General features: G+C 56.4%; 19 protein-coding genes. 3 read left to right on the top strand and 16 right to left on the bottom strand.

What is annotated here, in order from left to right; translation table 11 throughout:
* Positions 1-2: 2 nt before the first annotated feature.
* The 3 genes from plsX to yceD all read right to left on the bottom strand — a co-directional run bounded on the left by plsX (position 3) and on the right by yceD (position 1,829).
* Complete coding sequence (gene plsX, locus GVO84_RS08540) at positions 3-1,037, bottom strand: phosphate acyltransferase PlsX (RefSeq protein WP_060568787.1); 1,035 nt, start codon at positions 1,035-1,037, stop codon at positions 3-5.
* 80 nt (positions 1,038-1,117) lie between these two features.
* A complete protein-coding gene (gene rpmF, locus GVO84_RS08535; RefSeq protein WP_003857964.1) occupies positions 1,118-1,291 on the bottom strand; it encodes a 50S ribosomal protein L32 in 174 nt (57 codons plus the stop codon).
* A gap of 16 nt (positions 1,292-1,307) precedes the next feature.
* Positions 1,308-1,829, bottom strand: coding sequence for a 23S rRNA accumulation protein YceD (gene yceD, locus GVO84_RS08530; RefSeq protein WP_014883375.1), 522 nt, complete (start codon positions 1,827-1,829; stop codon positions 1,308-1,310).
* A 140-nt stretch (positions 1,830-1,969) separates the two neighbouring features.
* Between yceD and GVO84_RS08525 the strand changes: the two genes are divergently transcribed.
* Positions 1,970-2,554, top strand: a complete 585-nt coding sequence (locus tag GVO84_RS08525) for a Maf family protein (RefSeq protein ID WP_121425892.1) — start codon at positions 1,970-1,972, stop codon at positions 2,552-2,554.
* 100 nt (positions 2,555-2,654) lie between these two features.
* Here the strand turns inward: GVO84_RS08525 and rluC are convergent, their stop codons facing one another.
* Positions 2,655-3,602, bottom strand: a complete 948-nt coding sequence (gene rluC, locus GVO84_RS08520) for a 23S rRNA pseudouridine(955/2504/2580) synthase RluC (protein WP_024909023.1) — start codon at positions 3,600-3,602, stop codon at positions 2,655-2,657.
* 572 nt (positions 3,603-4,174) lie between these two features.
* On the opposite strand from rluC, the gene rne reads away from it, so the two are divergent.
* Positions 4,175-7,297 carry a ribonuclease E gene (gene rne, locus GVO84_RS08515; RefSeq protein ID WP_159513870.1) on the top strand — a complete coding sequence of 1,041 codons (3,123 nt, stop codon included), beginning with the start codon at positions 4,175-4,177 and terminating at the stop codon, positions 7,295-7,297.
* Positions 7,298-7,338: 41 nt separating this feature from the next.
* On the opposite strand, the gene GVO84_RS08510 is transcribed toward rne, so the two are convergent.
* Positions 7,339-8,241, bottom strand: coding sequence for a LysR family transcriptional regulator (locus GVO84_RS08510; RefSeq protein ID WP_370686449.1), 903 nt, complete (start codon positions 8,239-8,241; stop codon positions 7,339-7,341).
* A gap of 145 nt (positions 8,242-8,386) precedes the next feature.
* On the opposite strand from GVO84_RS08510, the gene GVO84_RS08505 reads away from it, so the two are divergent.
* Complete coding sequence (locus GVO84_RS08505; protein ID WP_159513869.1) at positions 8,387-9,601, top strand: MFS transporter; 1,215 nt, start codon at positions 8,387-8,389, stop codon at positions 9,599-9,601.
* A gap of 74 nt (positions 9,602-9,675) precedes the next feature.
* Here the strand turns inward: GVO84_RS08505 and flgL are convergent, their stop codons facing one another.
* The 11 genes from flgL to flgB form a co-directional block, all read right to left on the bottom strand.
* Positions 9,676-10,629 carry a flagellar hook-associated protein FlgL gene (gene flgL, locus GVO84_RS08500; RefSeq protein WP_121425888.1) on the bottom strand — a complete coding sequence of 318 codons (954 nt, stop codon included), beginning with the start codon at positions 10,627-10,629 and terminating at the stop codon, positions 9,676-9,678.
* Between the two features lie 14 nt (positions 10,630-10,643).
* A complete protein-coding gene (flgK, locus tag GVO84_RS08495; RefSeq protein ID WP_159513868.1) occupies positions 10,644-12,284 on the bottom strand; it encodes a flagellar hook-associated protein FlgK in 1,641 nt (546 codons plus the stop codon).
* Positions 12,285-12,359: 75 nt separating this feature from the next.
* On the bottom strand, positions 12,360-13,313 hold the full coding sequence (flgJ, locus tag GVO84_RS08490; RefSeq protein ID WP_159513867.1) for a flagellar assembly peptidoglycan hydrolase FlgJ: 954 nt from the start codon (positions 13,311-13,313) through the stop codon (positions 12,360-12,362).
* Positions 13,313-14,410: a flagellar basal body P-ring protein FlgI gene (locus tag GVO84_RS08485; protein ID WP_029740346.1), complete on the bottom strand. Its 1,098-nt coding sequence runs from the start codon at positions 14,408-14,410 to the stop codon at positions 13,313-13,315. The genes flgJ and GVO84_RS08485 overlap by 1 nt, the downstream gene beginning before the upstream one ends.
* Positions 14,411-14,422: 12 nt before the next feature.
* Positions 14,423-15,121 carry a flagellar basal body L-ring protein FlgH gene (gene flgH, locus GVO84_RS08480; RefSeq protein WP_024909015.1) on the bottom strand — a complete coding sequence of 233 codons (699 nt, stop codon included), beginning with the start codon at positions 15,119-15,121 and terminating at the stop codon, positions 14,423-14,425.
* Between the two features lie 57 nt (positions 15,122-15,178).
* Positions 15,179-15,961, bottom strand: a complete 783-nt coding sequence (gene flgG, locus GVO84_RS08475; RefSeq protein ID WP_008500810.1) for a flagellar basal-body rod protein FlgG — start codon at positions 15,959-15,961, stop codon at positions 15,179-15,181.
* Positions 15,962-15,972: 11 nt separating this feature from the next.
* Positions 15,973-16,728 (bottom strand): flagellar basal body rod protein FlgF, encoded by a 756-nt coding sequence (locus tag GVO84_RS08470; protein WP_121425885.1) that lies wholly within the window; start codon positions 16,726-16,728, stop codon positions 15,973-15,975.
* A gap of 20 nt (positions 16,729-16,748) precedes the next feature.
* Complete coding sequence (flgE, locus tag GVO84_RS08465) at positions 16,749-17,999, bottom strand: flagellar hook protein FlgE (protein ID WP_121425884.1); 1,251 nt, start codon at positions 17,997-17,999, stop codon at positions 16,749-16,751.
* A gap of 26 nt (positions 18,000-18,025) precedes the next feature.
* Positions 18,026-18,736, bottom strand: coding sequence for a flagellar hook assembly protein FlgD (flgD, locus tag GVO84_RS08460; RefSeq protein ID WP_121425883.1), 711 nt, complete (start codon positions 18,734-18,736; stop codon positions 18,026-18,028).
* A gap of 11 nt (positions 18,737-18,747) precedes the next feature.
* A complete protein-coding gene (flgC, locus tag GVO84_RS08455) occupies positions 18,748-19,152 on the bottom strand; it encodes a flagellar basal body rod protein FlgC (RefSeq protein WP_008500814.1) in 405 nt (134 codons plus the stop codon).
* A 3-nt stretch (positions 19,153-19,155) separates the two neighbouring features.
* Entirely contained in the window at positions 19,156-19,572 is a 417-nt protein-coding gene (gene flgB, locus GVO84_RS08450; protein WP_023311135.1) for a flagellar basal body rod protein FlgB, read from the bottom strand.
* Between the last annotated feature and the right edge of the window lie 70 nt (positions 19,573-19,642).

Raw genomic sequence — 19,642 nt, 5'->3', positions numbered from 1 at the left:
GCTCAGTCACTTTTAGCTAATACAGATTCCAGGCGAGCGGCAATCCGCTGAGGGACTTGTCGCTGCACCGCCTGCACTGCCTGTTCAATCGCGACAGCAAATGCTCGCTGATTGGCGGCGCCATGACTCTTAATCACGATGCCGCGCAATCCTAACAGACAGGCGCCATTATACTGGTCGGGGTTGAGGTGACTGAATCGCCGCGTCAGGCTCTTTTGTAACCAACGCTTCAATAAAATTAGCCACCAGGCGCTTTTTTTGCCTTCTCCCTGCGATTTCAGCAGAGAAAGAAACATGCGCACGACCCCTTCCATGGTCTTCAACGTGACGTTTCCGGTGAAGCCATCGCACACCAGAACATCCGTTTTACCCGTCAACAACTCATTGGCTTCGAGATAACCAATATAGTTGATGGAGGGAACCTGTTTGAGCAATTCAGCCGCTTCGCGAATGCTGTCCAGGCCTTTGGTCTCTTCTTCACCAATGTTCAGTAACGCAACACGGGGAGTGTTGATCCCGACGACTTCTTCTGCCAGCACCGATCCCATCACGGCAAACTGAGCCAGCATAGTACTATCACAGTCGACGTTAGCGCCCAAATCGAGCACCACCGTTTTGCCCTTCTGCTGATGCGGTAACACCGTCACCAGCGCCGGACGCTCAATACCTTCAATAGGTTTGAGCAGTAATTTCGACAGCCCCATCAGCGCGCCGGTATTCCCCGCGCTGACGCAAGCCTGGGCTCGCCCTTCTTTCACCAGCTCCAGCGCTATCCGCATAGAGCTGCCACGACTATTGCGAATAGCCTGCGAGGGTCGGGCATCACTGGCAATAACTGACTGCGCAGGAATAATCTGCAGACGCGAACGTTGTTCAAAGTCAGCTTTTGCGAGTAATGGCGTGATTGCGTCGGGATTGCCGACTAAAAGAAGTGTGAGTTGCGAATTAGAATTCAGTGCCTGCAATGCTGCAGGCACTGTCACGGAAGGGCCAAAATCTCCCCCCATGACATCTAACGCCAGGGTTAGACGTGTCAAGGTATCGTCGCAGCCTGGTTCGGTAAATTCCCCGTTTGCACGGGGAAATCCTCACTAAGCCTAATCACGCTTGCGCGTGATTACTTAGTGATAACCTTGCGGCCGCGGTAGAAACCGTCAGCGGTGATGTGGTGACGCAGGTGTTTCTCACCAGAAGTCTTGTCTACAGACAGGCTGGTAACTGCAGTCAGCGCGTCATGGGAACGACGCATGCCACGTTTGGAACGGGTTGGTTTATTCTGTTGTACGGCCATGGACCTTACTCCTCAATTACTTACGCTTTAAGCTGGCTAATACGGCAAATGGGTTTGGTTTTTGCGCTTCATCAGGCAGTTCCCCAAAGACCATGTCCGCCTCGGACACTTCACAGTGTTCAGAATCATGCACCGGAACCACTGGCAAGGTGAGGATGATTTCATCTTCAACCAGAGCCAGAAGATCGATTTCACCGAATTCGTTAACCTCAATCGGCTCATACGCTTCCGGGAGTGCTTCAGCCTGTTCGTCAGAACGAACCGGACTGAAACAATACGTTGTGTGAACATGCTGTACAAACGGTTTCCCGCAACGCTGACACTCGAGCGTTACCGTCACCTTTGCATCACCGGTTAAAACGGCGAGACGCTGGTTGTCGATAGCGAACGACATGGAGCATTCTACATCACTGTCCACACTGACTACGGATTCGGCAATACGCTCAGCCTGATCGGAAGTATAGATACCTTCGTAATCGAGGCGTTTTTGAGCCGTACGAACCGGATCAAGAGTCAGGGGTAATTTTACCTTTTGCATAGGGCGCGCATATTAACTTTGTAACGTCATAGAGTCAAAGAAAAAGGCAACCAGAGCTGCCTTTTGCCAATTATTCGCACACATTGCGGCCTGTAGTTTAAAATGGCTGGCATCGATACGCTATATCTGGTGATAAAAATATGCCAAATCTCGTCCTTGCTTCCACTTCTCCCTACCGCCGAACGCTGCTGGAAAAACTCGGGATCCCGTTTGAATGCGCCGCGCCAGAGGTTGATGAGACACCGCAGCCGGGCGAATCACCGCGCCATCTGGTGATGCGTCTTGCTAAGGAGAAAGCGCAGTCGCTGGCCGCACGCTATCCTTCGCATTTGATTATAGGCTCCGATCAGGTTTGCGTGCTGGACGGCGAAATCACCGGCAAGCCTCATACGGAGGAGAACGCCTGTCAGCAGCTTCTGCGTGCGCGAGGCACGATCGTGACCTTTTATACGGGCCTGGCGCTCTATAACTCCGCCAACGGTCATCTGCAAACGGAGTGCGAGCCGTTCGACGTACACTTCCGCCATCTCAGCGAACAAGAGATCGTGGATTATGTGCGCCGTGAGCGACCGCTGAACTGTGCGGGGAGTTTTAAAAGTGAAGGCTTGGGGATTGCGCTGTTCGACAAGCTGGACGGTCGCGATCCCAACACGCTGGTGGGGTTACCGCTGATTGCCTTGTGTCAGATGTTAAGACGAGAAGAGTGTAATCCGCTGACCATGTGACTGGGACGCTGCGGCCTGATGCCCTCACCCTGGCCCTCTCTCACAGGGAGAGGGAGCAAACATTAAAAACGGCAACATTCGTTGCCGTTTTACGTTTACCTTAGCCGCGCAGAACCTTAAGACAGCGTTTCAACTGCTCGTCCAGCGGCGCTTCAATACGGATGACTTCCCCCGTATTAGGATGGGTAAACTTCAGCGCTGCCGCGTGCAGGAACAGACGCGACAGTCCCGTCCCCGCCAGCTGCTTATCAAACTCGCGGTCGCCATAGCGGTCATCAAAGGCGATTGGGTGTCCTGCAAACTGCGTATGCACGCGGATCTGGTGGGTACGACCGGTCACCGGACTGCAGCGCACCAGCGTGGCAAACTCATAGCGCTCTTCAACTTTAAAGCGCGTCTCAGACGGTTTCCCTTCCTGGCTCACGCGGACAATGCGTTCACCGCTTTGCAGAATGTTCTTCAGCAGCGGCGCCTGCACCACTTTTACATGGGACTGCCACTGACCGCGAACCAGCGCCAGGTAATCTTTCTGCATCCCTTTTTCACGCAGCTGTTCATGCAGAGAACGCAGCGCAGAACGCTTTTTCGCCACCAGCAGTACGCCTGAGGTGTCACGGTCAAGACGGTGCACCAGTTCAAGGAAGCGCGCTTCCGGGCGCAGGGCTCGCAGCCCTTCAATCACGCCGAAGCTCAGACCGCTACCGCCATGGACAGCCGTTCCTGACGGTTTATTGAGCACCAGAATGTGGTCATCTTCGTAAAGGATCACATCACTTAAGGCCGCCACTTTCTGTAGCTTCGGTGAAACGGTCTCTTCTTCACGTTCCGCAACGCGCACCGGCGGAATACGCACTTCATCGCCAGCCTCGAGTTTGTACTCGGGCTTCACGCGTTTTTTGTTAACCCGCACCTCGCCCTTGCGCAGGATGCGGTAAATCATGCTCTTTGGCACACCTTTCAATTGGGTGCGCAAAAAGTTATCGATACGTTGCCCCGCGTCATCTTCGGCGATGGCAACCATTTTTACGGCTGGAGTCTCTGTTTTCATGGTTGGCGATTCTAAATATCGTCAGCCATTAGCGCCACTCATTTTTCTATGCTTATATTTACTTTTATCCGGCCAGCTCCCCGTTTCGCGCAACCGATTTGGTGGTTATTAAACCAATCGCCATTCTGAAGTGAAGAAACTGTGAGTAACCGGGTGATAATTGGTAAAAGTCATCTTGCTATAACCCGGCGAGCAGTGGAATAATGAGGCTGTTTTCCGTGTTAAATCCTGGTTAAGTAAGGATGTTGACGGAATGACCAATTTTGTCTGACCGATCATCCACGCAGCAATGGCGTAAGACGTATTGATCTTTCAGGCAGTTAGCGGGCTGCGGGTTGCAGTACTTCCCGGTATAAGGATTGTTCTCTGGAGAGTTCTACCCAGGCAATTCCCCTGATAATTGCGCTGTGTTTCCGTATGAAATACAGGCAACCGACACTCTGCGCCTCTTAAGCGAGCGACAACCGTGAGGTTGGCGACGTGAACAGACACGAGGCCATCGGTTCATACCCCGGAAAGCGTCACCTTGCCCGCAGCTTTGTCGTCAATGTAAGAATAACGAGTAAGTTACGATGAAAAGAATGTTAATCAACGCAACTCAACAAGAAGAGTTGCGTGTCGCCCTTGTGGATGGGCAGCGCCTGTACGATCTGGATATCGAAAGTCCTGGACACGAACAGAAAAAAGCGAACATTTACAAAGGTAAAATCACCCGCATTGAACCAAGCCTTGAAGCTGCATTTGTCGATTACGGTGCTGAGCGTCATGGTTTTCTCCCTCTGAAAGAAATCGCCCGCGAATATTTCCCTGCAAACTACAACGCCCATGGCCGCCCAAACATCAAAGATGTTCTGCGTGAAGGTCAGGAAGTTATCGTTCAGATTGATAAAGAAGAGCGTGGCAACAAAGGTGCCGCACTGACCACCTTTATCAGCCTGGCAGGGAGCTATCTGGTTCTGATGCCTAACAACCCGCGTGCGGGTGGCATCTCTCGCCGTATCGAAGGTGATGACCGTACCGAGCTGAAAGAAGCGCTGGCAAGCCTCGAACTGCCTGATGGCATGGGGCTTATCGTGCGTACCGCAGGCGTAGGCAAATCAGCCGAAGCGCTGCAATGGGACCTGAGCTTCCGTCTGAAGCACTGGGAAGCCATTCAGAAAGCTGCGGAAAGCCGCCCTGCTCCGTTCCTGATCCACCAGGAAAGCAACGTTATCGTGCGTGCCTTCCGTGATTACCTGCGTCAGGACATCGGTGAGATTCTGATCGATAACCCGAAAGTGCTTGAGCTGGCGCGCCAGCACATCGCCGCGCTGGGTCGTCCGGATTTCACCAGCAAAATTAAACTGTACACCGGTGAAATCCCGCTGTTCAGCCACTATCAGATCGAATCCCAGATTGAGTCCGCCTTCCAGCGTGAAGTACGTCTGCCTTCCGGCGGTTCTATCGTTATCGATACCACTGAAGCGCTGACCGCTATCGACATCAACTCCGCGCGCGCAACGCGCGGTGGCGATATCGAAGAGACCGCCTACAACACTAACCTCGAAGCCGCTGATGAAATCGCCCGCCAGCTCCGCCTGCGCGACCTGGGTGGTCTGATTGTTATCGACTTCATCGACATGACCCCTGTACGCCACCAGCGTGCGGTTGAAAACCGCCTGCGCGAAGCGGTGCGTCAGGACAGGGCGCGTATCCAGATTAGCCATATCTCACGCTTTGGCCTGCTGGAGATGTCCCGTCAGCGTCTGAGCCCGTCTCTCGGCGAGTCCAGCCATCACGTTTGTCCGCGCTGCTCCGGCACCGGTACCGTGCGTGATAACGAATCTCTGTCTCTCTCCATTCTGCGTCTGATTGAAGAAGAAGCGCTGAAAGAGAACACCAAAGAGGTTCACGCCATTGTGCCGGTTCCCGTTGCCTCTTACCTGCTTAACGAAAAACGTGCAGCGGTAAGTGCCATTGAAGCGCGTCAGGGCGGCGTTCGCTGCATCATCGTGCCAAACGACCAGATGCAGACCCCGCACTATCACGTACTGCGCGTGCGTAAGGGCGAAGAGACGACCACCCTCAGCTACCTGCTGCCGAAGCTGCATGAAGAAGAGATGGCCCTGCCTTCCGATGAAGAGCCTGCAGAGCGTAAACTGCCAGAGCAGCCTGCGTTAGCGACCTTCATCATGCCAGAAGCGCCACCGGAAGCAGCTCTGGAAAAACCTGCCGCCAAACCTGAAGCGAAGAAACCAGAAGCAGCGGCAGCGAAAGCCCAGCCGGCACAGCCGGGTCTGCTGAGCCGCTTCTTTGGCGCGCTGAAGAAGATGTTTGCTGAAGAAGAAGTTCAGCCAGAGCAGCCGAAAGAAGAGCCTAAAGCGGCCAAACCGGAGCGTCAGCAGGATCGTCGCAAGCGTCAAAACAACCGCCGCGATCGTAACGACCGTAATGACCGTAATGACCGCAGCGAGCGTCGTGACAACCGTGACAATCGCTCTGAGAATGGCGAAGGCCGTGAGCAACGCGAAGACAACCGCCGCAACCGTCGCGAGAAACAACAGCCGAATGTTGAAGATCGCGAAATTCGCCAGCAGGCGGGCGATGAGTCTGAGAAGAGCAAACAGCGTGATGATCAGCAGCCGCGCCGTGAACGCAACCGTCGTCGTAACGACGAGAAGCGTCAGGCACAGCAGGAAGTCAAAAACCTGAACCGCGAAGAGCCTGTTGAACAGCAGGACGGCGAGCAGGAAGAACGTACTCAGGTTATGCCGCGTCGTAAGCAGCGCCAGCTTGCTCAGAAAGTTCGCTTCGCCTCTGAAGCAACCGAAGAGTCAGCCGTTGTCGCGGTTGAAACCAGCGAGAGCACAACCGGTACGCAGCTGGCGAAAGTTGATCTGCCGGCGGTCGTTGAAAACAACGTTGAGCAGGATGATAACGGTGAAAACCGTGATAACGCCGGTATGCCGCGCCGTTCACGCCGTTCCCCACGTCATCTGCGCGTCAGCGGCCAGCGCCGTCGTCGCTATCGTGACGAGCGTTACCCTACTCAGTCGCCAATGCCGCTGACCATTGCCTGTGCTTCACCAGAAATGGCCTCCGGTAAGGTCTGGATCCGCTACCCGGTTGCTCGCCCGGAGCAGGTTGTTGAAGAACAGCCTGTAACCGAAGAGGTGATTGCACCTGCAGCAGCAGCGGTAGAAGACGTCGTGACTGAAGCGGCAACCGTGGTTGAACCTCAGGTTGTTGAAACGGAAGCACCTCACGCAGTGGAAGTTGAAACCACCCATCCAGAAGTGATTGCCGCGCCGGTTGATGCCGCACCGCAGCTTATCGCCGAAGAAGATGCCGTGGTGGCTGAGGAAGTTGCTGAAGAGGCTGAACCTGTAGCCGCAGTGGAAGACACCGCCGAAACCCTGATTGAAACCACCACTGAAGAAGTTGTTCAGGACGTTGAGATTGAAGTTGAACCGGTTGTTGAAGAAGCGAAAGCGCCTGAGGTGAAACCTGAGACGGTTGTTGCTGCGCCAGCCGCTGCCCACGTGGCGACAGCACCAATGACGCGCGCCCCGGCGCCGGATTATGTGCCAGAAGCCCCGCGTCACAGTGACTGGGTACGCCCGGCGTTCAGCTTCGACGGTAAAGGCGCTGCAGGCGGCCACAGTGCAACGCATCAGGCGACTGCACCGGCAACGCGTCCGCAGTCTGTCGAATAACGACGCTGAAAGTAAAAAGCCGACCTTAGGGTCGGCTTTTTTTATGGCTGTTGCACGGGCTTTCTCATCCCGGTGACCTCCGGCATGACCTGCCGCATCAACTCCAGAAAACGCCGCAAGCGGGCCGGGTAATAACGGGACCAGGGATAAACCAGATGCACCGGTAACGCCGCTGGCTGCCAGTCTGGCAGCAAATGCACAAGTCGCCCTTCCCGAATATCATCCTGTACCGTCCAGCTGGATACCACCGCCACGCCAAGGCCGGTGAGCGCCGTGTTGCGTGCGACATACAGGCTATCGGTGCTGAGGCGTGGGGTAATCGCCACTCGCGCGGTGGCTGGTGATGCATCGTGAAAAAGCTCCACATGGCGCTGGTAGAAAGAGCTAATCGCTATCCAGGGAAACTGCTGCAAATCCTCCGGCGCGGTAACCGTTGGAAAACGGGCCAGCAGCGCCGGTGAAGCCACCACCGAGCGCGGCACTTCCGCCAGCAGCACGGATACGGTCGCCGGATCGACCTCCACGCCCACCCGAATAGCACAGTCAAGGTTGTCGCCGAGGAAGTCCGCCGACCGATCGTTGAGCATCCACTCAATCGAAAGCTGCGGATAGCGTTGCAAAAATTCGGTTACGGGTTTCAGAAGCTGGTCCTGACCAAACGCGTGGGGTGCCCGCACCCTCAGCACGCCAACGGGCTCATCTTCCGTCTGCCCCACCTCATCTTCCAGCGCCAGCCAGCTGTCAATCACCCGACGGGCGTGCTGATAGCAGCGCTCGCCGTCATCCGTCAGCCGCGTCGTGTGGGTAGTGCGCAGTATCAGGCGCACCCCCAGCATGGTCTCCAGCGACTGTAACCGTCTGCTCACCGTGGCCTGAGTGGTGGCCAGCTGCCGCGCCGCCGCAGAGAGGGAACCCGCCTCCACAATGCGGACAAACGTCCGCATCAACTCGACCCTGTCTATACGCTCAGCTCTTTTCATCGCATTTTCACTTATACGTCCAACGTATAAGCGTTTTACCACCGGGCCCGCTACCGTCGCAAGGCGTACTGATAAAAAATAGCCTCACACGACGAATGAGGAACATCTTATGAACACAACAACCGCCGCCCATGCCGTGAGCCGCTGGGTAATCTTAATGCTGGCGATAGGTGCAGGTTTCAGCGTGGCATCTATCTATTATGCCCAGCCTCTGCTGCCGCTTATGGGAGCAGACCTTCACCTGAGTATCGAAGGCATGGGCCTGGTCCCGACGCTCACCCAGGCGGGATATGCCCTGGGGATCCTGTTCCTGCTACCGCTCGGCGATCGCCACGACCGCAGGACGTTAATCCTGATAAAGAGTGCGGCGCTGGCGCTGTTTCTTCTCGGCTGTAGCCTGACCGGGCAGATACATTCTCTGCTGCTGGCAAGCCTGCTCATCGGCATGGCCGCCACCATGGCACAGGACATCGTCCCTGCCGCGGCCATCCTTGCGCCGGAAGGTAAACAGGGGAAAACCGTGGGTACGGTAATGACCGGGCTGCTGATGGGTATCTTATTATCCAGAACCGTGAGCGGCGTGGTGGGCGAAGCGTTTGGCTGGCGCGTCATGTACCAGCTGGCGGCGGCGAGCATTGCATTCATCGGCGTGATGATGTGGTTTGTGCTTCCCCGTTTTGCCATTCATTCCACGCTGAGCTACCCCGCGCTGATGCGCTCAATGGAACATCTGTGGCGTCGCTATCCGGCGCTGCGCCGTGCGGCGCTGGCTCAGGGCTTCCTGTCGATTGCCTTTAGCGCCTTCTGGTCTACGCTTGCGGTCATGCTGCTTGAACGCTATCACCTGGGTAGTGCCGTAGCGGGTGGTTTTGGTATTGCAGGTGCCGCCGGTGCGTTAGCTGCCCCGCTGGCAGGAGGTCTGGCGGACAAACTCGGCGCAGGAAAAGTCACGCAGCTTGGTGCAGTTCTTGTGACCGTCTCATTCGCTCTGATGTTCCTGATGCCCGCGTTGGGCGTTCATGGACAGCTGATGCTGATCGCCGTCTCCGCCGTTGGGTTCGACCTGGGTCTGCAGTCCAGCCTGGTCGCTCACCAGAACCTGGTTTACAGCCTTGAACCGCAGGCGCGGGGGCGTCTCAATGCCCTGCTCTTTACGGTGGTCTTTATCGGGATGGCGCTGGGTTCCGCGTTAGGCAGCAATATCTACTCGCTGGCTGGCTGGACGGGCGTGGTCGCGCTGGCGACAGTCTGTGGGGTCATTGCGCTGGCAATCCGTCTGATAGAAAGCGCACGTGTCGCCTCCGTACCGGCGGAAGTTGCATAAAAAAATGCCCAATCCAGACGGATTGGGCAGTAAAACATGCCCAGTTTCAAGACATGTTCCAAGAGGTCAAGATGTTATTTGTTCAGCTGGAACAGAGACATGCCCTGCATATCGCTAAACGCTTTATAAGACGCCTGCAAGGCCGCCTGCTGCATGGTGTAAGAGGAAATCGCTTCGTTCCAGTCAACATCTACCAGATCACTCATCTGCTTGGTCTGACCCAGCGCGCGGTCATCACCCAGCGTATCGAGTTTTTCCAGCTCGTTCATCTTGGTTCCCACATCCGCAACGACCGTCAGGACATTGTTCTGGGAGTTTTTGATGCCGATTTGCGCATTGGCAATCACCTGGCTTTGTGCCGTTGCGGCAGCCGGATCGTTCTCAATCGGTGTCTTCAGCGACGCAATGGCAGAATCCAGGATTTTGAACATATTTGTTTCGCCATACCCACCGCCCGGCAGCTGTTCCGCATTACTGGTAATGCTTTCGAAAATTTGCTGTCCGGTATGGCTGATGGTCATATTTCGCGCCGTATCAACCTGCTGGCTGATGGCCTCTGCGCCGCCGTTGTAATCCCCGGTCGCGGCATCAAACGGTGCGCTCTCTGTTTTGTATCCCGCAAAGATAAAGCGACCATTACCGTCCGTCGTGTTGGCCAGGTTCATCAGCTGATCGCGGATCCCCTGAATATCGGTCGCCAGAGAAAGACGGTCGTCATCGCTTAATGTGCCGTTTGAGGCATAAACCAGCTTCTCGCGCACGCTTGAGATCGCGGTATTCACTTGGGTTAACACGTTATCTTCCAGCGAGACCTTCTGCGTTGCAAAGGTACGCGCGAGTGCAAACTGGCTGTTTTGCGACTGAGATTGTGACAGAACGATGGCCTGCGACGCGGCGATAGGATCGTCCGAAGGACGATTGACGCGCTTACCGGTGGACATCTGCTCACCGTAGCTCAGCCATCTGCTCTGGGAATCGGTGATCCCTCGCATGTTCTGCTCATACATCATCTGGGTGCTAATACGCATTGTTCACCTCAACCTTAACGAATGTTGATAATTGCATCGAAGAGCGTACTGGCAGTTTGTAATACCTGGGCATTGGCCAGGTAATACTGCTGATAACGCTGCAAATTGCCATACTCTTCGTCGAGGTTTACCCCAGAGATGGTCTGCTGCTGCTTGATTAACTGCGTCTCCACGTTGGCTTTCGTCTGGCTGCTCACCTTCAGTGACGCCGTTGAGCTACCCACGGTACTGACGAGAGAGGCATACGCATCGTTGAAGGTTTTGTTGCCCCCCACGACTTTCGCGTTTTGTAGATCGAGCAGTTTCTGGCCGTTACGGTTGTCACTTTCGCCGCCGTTCTGCACCGATGCCATCGCCAGTTTGGACTCGTCGCTGATCGCGAGATCCATGTTCATGATGACGTTGGAAACAGGCTTCACGGTAAAGCTGTCTTTGGTATTTGCCGTGCCGCTGACGTTGACGTTAAGGCCATCAAACGACAGATTACCGCTGGCATCCGGGCTCATCGTAAAGCTGGTTTTGTCTGACGTGCGGGTGACCGTCCAGTCAGTGCCGTTAAACTGCAGCTTATAGTCTGTCGCCTGGACCTGTTTACTGTCCGCCACGGAGGCCGTGACAACGGCCGAGCCGCCGTTCTTGCTGTTGGACAGCACCGCCGGAGAACCAAAGTTGAACAGCTTACCGCCCGCATCACCGTTCGCATCAAAACCGGCTTCATGCTGCGTGTTCATCGCATCGGCGAAGGCCAACGCCATCTGGTTCAGGCTGTTACGCGCTTTATCCAGATCTTCCGTGCGGAAGGTCAGTAAACCGCCTAAAGAACCGGTGGTGATAAATTTCTCGGGGATCTCAATATTACCCGCCACGTCATCGACGTAGGCAATGGTCGTACGAGCCGGATCGGCGCTGGACTTCACGGCTGCCAGCTGGCTGGCTTTGCTGCCCTGCACCAGGCTGTAACCGTTGCCGAGAGAGATATTAAACGTGCCGCTATCCTGTACGGAGACTTCCACGCCCACGATTTTGTTCAGTTCAGTCACGAGCTGATCCCGCTGGTCGAGCAGGTCGTTAGGCGAAGCGCCCGCACCGACGCCGGTCAGACGGGAAATCTGATCGTTCAGGTTCGCAATCTGTGTCGCGTAGTTGTTGATCTGAGACACGCTGCTTGAGATGGCGGTATTGACCTGCGTATCCTGGTCACGAAGATACTGATCGTTGGTTTTGAACTGATTGACCAGCCCCCCCGCTTTACCCAGCACCGTCTGACGTGCAGCCGGGTCTTCCGCGTTGCTCACCAGGGTTTGCAGGCTTTTGAAGAAGTCCTGCAGGGTGGTGGAGAGCGAGTTGGTGGTATCGGAGAGCACATCGTCAATTTTTGACATCTGCTGATAGCGCGTCGTCAGACCGCTGCTCTGCGTCTGCGCGGCGCGCAGCTGGTTGGTGATGAAGGCGTCATACTCACGCTGGACACCGGAGACATAAACCCCGTTACCCACCCAGCCACCGCCGGTCAGCGTGCTGTTAGATGCGCCCAGCACCGTGGTCTGGCGGGTGTAGCCTGCCACGTTATAGCTTGAAATATTATTACTGACGGTATTGAGTGCCGACTGCGCAGCACTGAGGCCACTCATGGCGCTGTTAATCAAACTGGACATGGGGGTTCCTTTTATACGTTCAGACACGAGTCCTGATGAAGGTTATCGGCAACCTCCACCGGGACTTGAGAACTTTCAGAACAGATTTTCAATATCTGTGCTATAGGCTTTGCTGACCTTCTCGCCCATGGATTTCAGCTGCTGGATCATGCTGGTGAGCTTACGTGCATAGTTCGGGTCAGTCGCGTAGCCCGCGTTTTGCAGCGCCTGAGCACCCTGCTCCGCCGTCGCCGCCTGCGTAACGGCGGTATAACGCGGATTTCGGCTCAGCAGGCCGACATAATCGGACAATGCTTCCAGATAAGAGCTGTAGACGCGGAATTTTGCTTTGACCTTCACCGCCGCACCGTTCTCGTATTCGGTGGTGGTGATCTCCGTTGTCGGCCCCTTCCAGCTGGAGGTGGCCTTCACGCCGAAGATGTTGAAGCTCGGCTCGCCGTTTTCCTTGCGGATCTGGCGCTGGCCCCAGCCCGACTCCAGCGCAGCCTGCGCCAGAATCAGGTGATGCGGCACGCCGCTCTGCTGGCTGGCAAGGCGCGCAGGCAGAGAAAGCTGCGCCAGGAAGTCTTTGCTGTCACCCGAGAGCGGCTCATCGCCGCTCTCCGTCGCTTTAGGTATGGCTTTACGCACCAGCTGCGTCAGGGCCTGGTTCTGATAACTGGTCACCGTTTCCAGGTCGAACTTCATCGGTACCTGCTGCGGCTGCTCCTGAGGCTGAATACCCTGCGCGGCTTCGGTCTGTTTCACAATCATGTCAGCCAGACCGAGGCCTTTACCGGCTGTCATCTGCTGCGCAATCTGCTGGTCATACATGCTGGTGTAGAGACGCGTTGAATCACTGCTGAACATCCCGTCTTTCGGCAGGGTTTCACGCATGCTTTTCAGCATCATCTGTACAAACATCCCTTCTACCTGGCGGGCGACCGGGTGGATGTTCGCCGCCGGGTCTTTGCCTGCTTTGGTTTTCAGTTCGTTGAGCGACTGGGCGTCCCAGGCTGCACTGGTCAACAGTTTGCTATCGGTCAGCATTAGATGATTTCCAGTTTGGCGCGCAGGCAGCCCGCGCTTTGCATGGATTGCAGGATAGACATCAGGTCCATCGGCGTTGCCCCCAGGGCGTTCAGGGCACGTACCACGCTGTTCAGGTTGGCGCTGGAGCGAACGCTCTGCAGCGACCCGCCGCTCTGACGCATATCAATCTGCGTTTGCGGCGTCACCACCGTCTGACCGCCACCAAATGGCGTATTCGGCTGGCTCACGTTCGCGGAGCGGTTTACCGTCACGGAGAGATTCCCCTGCGCCACGGCACAGCTGTCCAGCGACACTTCCCGGTTCATCACCACCGAGCCGGTACGGGAGTTGATGATCACCTTGGCATCCTGTACCGGAACGTTCACTTCCATATTCTGGATATCCGCCAGCATGCGCACCTGGTTGCTGCTGCCTGTTGAGGTACGGATCTGCACGGTGCGCGCATCGAGTGCCGTTGCATTACCGTAGCCGCGGCTGCGGTTGATGGTATCGGCAATTTGCTGCGCCATCGTGAAGTCTTCATTATTGAGCTGCAGGTTGATGGTGTTGCCCGCGCCAAACTGGGTCGGCAGTTCACGCTCAATGATCGCACCGTTGGTGATACGTCCACCGTTCAGCTGGTTCACCTGCACGCTGCTTCCGCCTGCGGATGCACCCGCACCGCCAACCAGAATGTTCCCCTGCGCCAGCGCATACACCTGGCTGTCAACGCCTTTCAGCGGAGTCATCAGCAGCGTACCGCCGCGCAGGCTTTTGGCGTTACCCATTGAGGAGACCACCACATCAATGGTCTGCCCCTGACGCGCAAAGGCCGGGTAGGACGCGGTGACCATGACCGCGGCCACGTTTTTCAGCTGCATGTTGGTTCCCGCCGGCACGGTAATGCCGAGCTGGGAAAGCATGTTGTTCAGGCTTTGGGTGGTGAACGGCGTCTGGGTCGTCTGGTCACCGGTACCATCCAGACCCACCACCAGGCCGTAGCCAATCAGGGAGTTTTCACGGACGCCCTGAACGCTGGTGAGGTCGCGAATACGGTCAGCCTGGGCAAATGTTGCCACCAGCGCGAGCGCCACGGCGAAGATCGATTTAAACATGGGTCACCTCGCTTACATCGGCGATAAATTAAGGAAGAAGCGCTGCAGCCAACCCATATTTTGCGCTTCATTGATATAGCCGTTACCGACGTACTCAATGCGCGCGTCCGCCACCTGGGTGGACGGAACGGTGTTGGTGCCGCTGATGGTGCGAGGGTTAACCACGCCCGAGAAGCGAATGAATTCAGTGCCCTGGTTGATGGCAATCTGTTTTTCACCCACAACGTGTAAGTTGCCGTTAACCAGAACCTGGTCAACCGTGACCGTCAGCGTACCGCTGAAGGTGTTGCTGGCGTTCGCGCCGCCTTTGCCGTTAAAGGTGTTGCCGCCGGACGCGTTCACATCAGCACGCGCGTTGCCGAACAGCCCTTCGAGATAGCGTGGCACGGTATCGAAGCCAAAATTGGTTTTGCCATCGCGGCTGGCGTTCGCCGACGAGCTCTTGCTCGCGCTGACGTTTTCCTGCAGCACAATGGTCAATGTATCGCCGACGTTACGCGGGCGGCGATCTTCAAACAGCGGCTGATAGCCGTAATTAATCGGCTGCGCGGTCTGGAAAATGGAGCCGTTTACCACTGGCGCAGGGCCAGGAACGGGTTGGGCAGTCGTCGCACCCTGGACCAATGGTTTAGACGGGATCAAAGCACACCCGCTGAGGGTGACAGCCAGAACAGTCAGTATCGGATAACGAAACGCCGCGTTTTTTTGCATTGCCTTCATCTTCGAAAACAGGGAGCCGGTGCGGCGTTTACCGCACCGGGCTACACCTTAGAGTTGCGTCAGTTTCTGCAGCATCTGGTCGGTCGTCGACACTGCTTTACTGTTAATTTCATACGCGCGCTGAACCTGGATCATATTCACCAGCTCTTCCGCCACGTTCACGTTGGACGTTTCAACATAACCCTGATACAGCAGGCCCGCACCGTTCAGGCCCGGGGTGCTCTCATTAGGCGTACCGGAGGATTGCGTTTCGGTGTAGAGGTTCTCACCAATGCTTTCCAGACCGGTATCGTTCATGAAGGTGGTCAGGTTGAGCTGCCCAACCTGAACCGGCGCGGCCTGTCCCTGCTGGGTCACGCTGACCACACCGTCACGTCCGATGGTGATGCTCAGGGCGTTCGCCGGGATGGTAATTGCAGGCTGAACCTGGAAACCGCCCGCCGTCACCAGCTGGCCGTTCTGATCCACCTGGAATGAGCCGTCACGGGTATAGGCCGAGGTACCGTCAGGCAGCTGCACCTGGAAGAAACCCTGCCCTTTAATGGCCACATCTTTACTGTTGTTGGTCTGAGACAGGTTGCCCTGGCTGTGCAGACGCTCAGTGGCCACCGGGCGAACGCCGGTACCGATCTGCAGGCCCGACGGCAGCGTCGTCTGTTCAGAAGACTGCGCGCCCGGCTGGCGGATGGTTTGATAAAGCAAATCTTCGAAAACGGCACGCTGACGCTTGAAACCATTGGTGCTCACGTTTGCCAGGTTGTTGGCAATCACGTCCATATTGGTTTGCTGGGCGTCCAGGCCAGTTTTCGCGATCCATAAAGAACTGATCATAAGGAGTCCTGTTAACTCATAGCCAGAAGTTGGTTAGCTTTGCCCGCGTTTTCATCCACGCTGCTGATGATCTTCATCTGCATTTCAAAACGACGGGCGCTGGCAATCATGTCGGTCATGGCTTCAACCGGCTTGACGTTGCTGCCTTCCAGAACGCCGGACATCACGCGGATGCTCGGATCGGCCTGCAACGTGGCACCACGCGTCGCCTGCGCCGCCTGGGTCAGACGGAACATGCCGTCATCGCCACGCTGCACGTCTTTGCCTTCCGCCTTAACCAGCTTCAGACGTCCGACGGGCGCAACGGTGTTGGCCGGGTCGCCCGGGTTCAGCGCCGAAATGGTGCCGTCCGCGGCGATAGTCAGCTCAGAGCCTTCCGGCACGGTCAGCGGGCCCGCTTCACCCATCACCGGATGGCCCTGAATCGTCAGCTGGCCCGTCGCGCTCACCTGGATATTGCCGTTACGGGTATAACCTTCGCTGCCGTCCGCAGTTTGCACCGCCAGCCAGCCGTCCTGCTGCAGGGCAACGTCCAGCGGGCGCGAGGTGTAGTCCATCTGCCCTGGCGTCATATCTGCGCCAGGGGTTGATGCCGTCACCAGCGTACGGGTTGGCAGAGAAAGCCCTTCAACCGGCACCGCGCGCAGCGCATTAAGCTGCGCGCGAAAGCCCGGCGTCGAGGCGTTTGCCAGGTTGCTGGCAGTAACGGCCTGCTGATTGAGCGTCTGGCTTGCCGCGCCCATCGCGGTATATATTGCGTGATCCATTGCGCTTTCCTGTTAGCCGCTTAACGCAGGTTAACCAGCGTGTTGAGGATCTGATCCTGGGTTTTGATGGTCTGCGCGTTCGACTGATAGTTACGCTGCGCGACAATCATGTTCACCAGTTCTTTACTCATATCCACGTTGGAGGCTTCCAGCGCGCCGTTGGTCAGCTTGCCGAAGTTACCGGTGCCTGCGGTACCCAGCAGCGCCACGCCGGAGGACTGGGAGGCAGACCAGACGTTGTCGCCTTCCGATTTCAGGCCTTCGTTGTTCGCGAAGTTTGCCAGCACGATCTGACCCAGAACCTGAGTCTGTTCGTTGGAGTAGTTCCCCACAACGGTGCCGTCATCGTTGATCTGATAGCTCACCAGGTCGCCCGGCTTGAAGCCGTTCTGATTGGTCGCCACGATATTGTTTGCACCGGTGTTCTGCTGCATGGAGTTCTGGAAGCTGAGGGAGAAGGTCGCAGCCGTCGCACCGCTGACAGAACCCGTGGTGATGTTAATTGCCGGCGTGGCGTTTGGCGTTGCGCTCAGTACACCCGCAGCGTCGTAGTTATAGACACCCGCCAGGTTACCGTTCGCATCAAAGTTCATCTGCGCCGCTTTGGCCGCTGTAGAACCCGCAACGCTGCCGTCCTGAGTGTAAAGATCCCATTTATTGTCGGCCGTCTTAACGTAGTAGACATACATGTTATGGGCGTTACCCTGGCTGTCGAATACGGTCACGGTCCCTTTTTTGTTATAGGTATCCGGGTTAGTCGCATCGAAGGGGGCCGTTTGAACAGGATCGGTTGAGTTCAGGTTGATCTGCTGCGACGCGGTGGTGGTCGATTTCGCCGCCATCAGGGTATTCGGGATAGTAATCGCCTGAGGGTTCGCACCGGTCTGAACGGTTGGTGGCGTACCCGCTACCGGGTAGCCCGTCAGCTGCATGCCCTGCATGTTAACCAGCGTACGGTTTTCATCCAGCTTGAACTGACCGTTACGGCTGTAGAACACAGAGCCGTTGGAATCGACCATACGGAAGAAACCGTTCTGGCTGATGGCAACGTCCAGACCACGACCGGTGTTGGTAGTGGTGCCGTCGGTAAAGTCCTGAGTGATGCCCGCAACTTTCACGCCCAGGCCGACTTTGGAACCGGCAAACATGTCTGCAAATGAAGCAGAACCGGATTTAAAACCATAGGTCGCGGAGTTGGCGATGTTGTTGCCAATGACGTCCAGGTTGGTGGCCGCAGCATTCAGGCCGCTGACCGCTTGAGAAAAGGCCATGACTTACTCCTGATAAGTGTTAAGGCTTAGATAATCTGCCGAACTTCGTCGAGTGTGGTGGTACCCGAGGTACCCAAATCCAGTTTGTTGCCGTCGCCCCCTTTAATCACGCCCTGAACCAGCGCGAACTGCAGCGGCTGCGCCACCAGCTGGGTCGTGCCGTTGCTGGCGCTAATCGCGACTTTGTAGGAACCGTTTGGTGCTTTCGTGCCGTCGGTCAGGCTGCCATCCCAGGTAAAGGTGTGAACGCCCGCCTTCAGCTCGCCGATATCAATGGTGCGAACCACCACGTTATTGGCATCCATGATCGTTGCAGTCACCTTGTCAGCCGGCTGCTGGAGCTCAACGCCAAACGGCGTGGTGGTCGTTGTGGTGTTGCCTTCGGTGGTGCTGGTGCCCGCCAGAATCGTGGTTCCCGGGATCATCACCCCGTGGCCAATCAGGCTTGCCGCCTGCAGAGACTGGGCGCTGTTAATCTGGCCGGAGACGGAACCGAGGGTCGTATTCAGTTTCTCAATGCCGCTAACGGTGCTGATCTGCGCAAGCTGCGTGGTCAGTTCGTTGTTCTGCATTGGGTTGGTGGGATCCTGGTTCTTAAGCTGCGCCACCAGCAGCGTCAGAAAGCTGCCCTGAAGATCGGAGGCATTGCTCCCGGTGAGGGAGTTAGAACCTGTCGTACTCTTGGTGTTATTAACACCCGAGTTCGTAGGATCATTCACATTTACGGCGATGGACATGCATGTCTCCTTTACTGGCCGAGAGTGAGTGTTTTGAGCATCATGCTCTTCACGGTATTAAGCACTTCGACGTTGGCCTGATAGCTGCGAGAAGCCGACATGGAGTTCACCATCTCACCCACCACATCCACGTTTGGCATTTTCACGTATCCGCTGGCATCCGCGAGCGGGTTACCCGGCTCATACACCAGCCTGTCCGGCGCCTGGCTCTCTACCACATCAGACACCTTCACGCCGCCCGTCGCCGCGCCCGGCGCAGCATCGACCTGAAAGACAACCTGTTTGGCACGATAAGGCTGACCGTCTGGTCCGGTTACGCTGTCGGCGTTTGCCAGGTTACTGGCAGCCACGTTCAGGCGTTTGGACTGCGCGGTTAACGCCGAACCGGCAATATCAAAAATATTCAACAAGGCCATCTATCAGTTCCCCCCCTGCAGGACGTTCATCATGCCTTTGATTTGTCCGCCGAGTACGGTCAGGCCCGTCTGGTATTTCAGGCTGTTATCGGCAAACTGGGTACGCTCCCGGTCCATATCCACGGTGTTACCGTCGAGTGAGGGCTGATCGGGAATGCGGTAAAGTAAATCGGTCGCTGGCGCGGTCATCGCCTGAGCAGGAATATGGCGAGAGGATGTCATGGCAAGTGCAACACCCGTTCCTTCGGCACGTCCACGCTCCATCACCTTTTTGAGTTCACTGGAAAAATCAATATCGCGCGCCTGAAACCCTGGGGTATCGGCGTTAGCGATGTTGGCGGCTAAAATCTCCTGCCGCTGGGCGCGTAAATTGAGCGCTTCCTGCTGAAAACGTAACGCGGCGTCGAGTTTATCGAGCATGTCTCCTCCGCTGATGGCAAAATTTCAGTTCACAGCTTAAATCTCACCCGGTCTCCCCTATCGACGGAAT

This window comes from Enterobacter sp. SM3, assembly GCF_009811935.2.
Lineage (GTDB): Bacteria > Pseudomonadota > Gammaproteobacteria > Enterobacterales > Enterobacteriaceae > Enterobacter > Enterobacter asburiae_D.
This window is presented reverse-complemented; position numbering and strand designations above follow the sequence as displayed.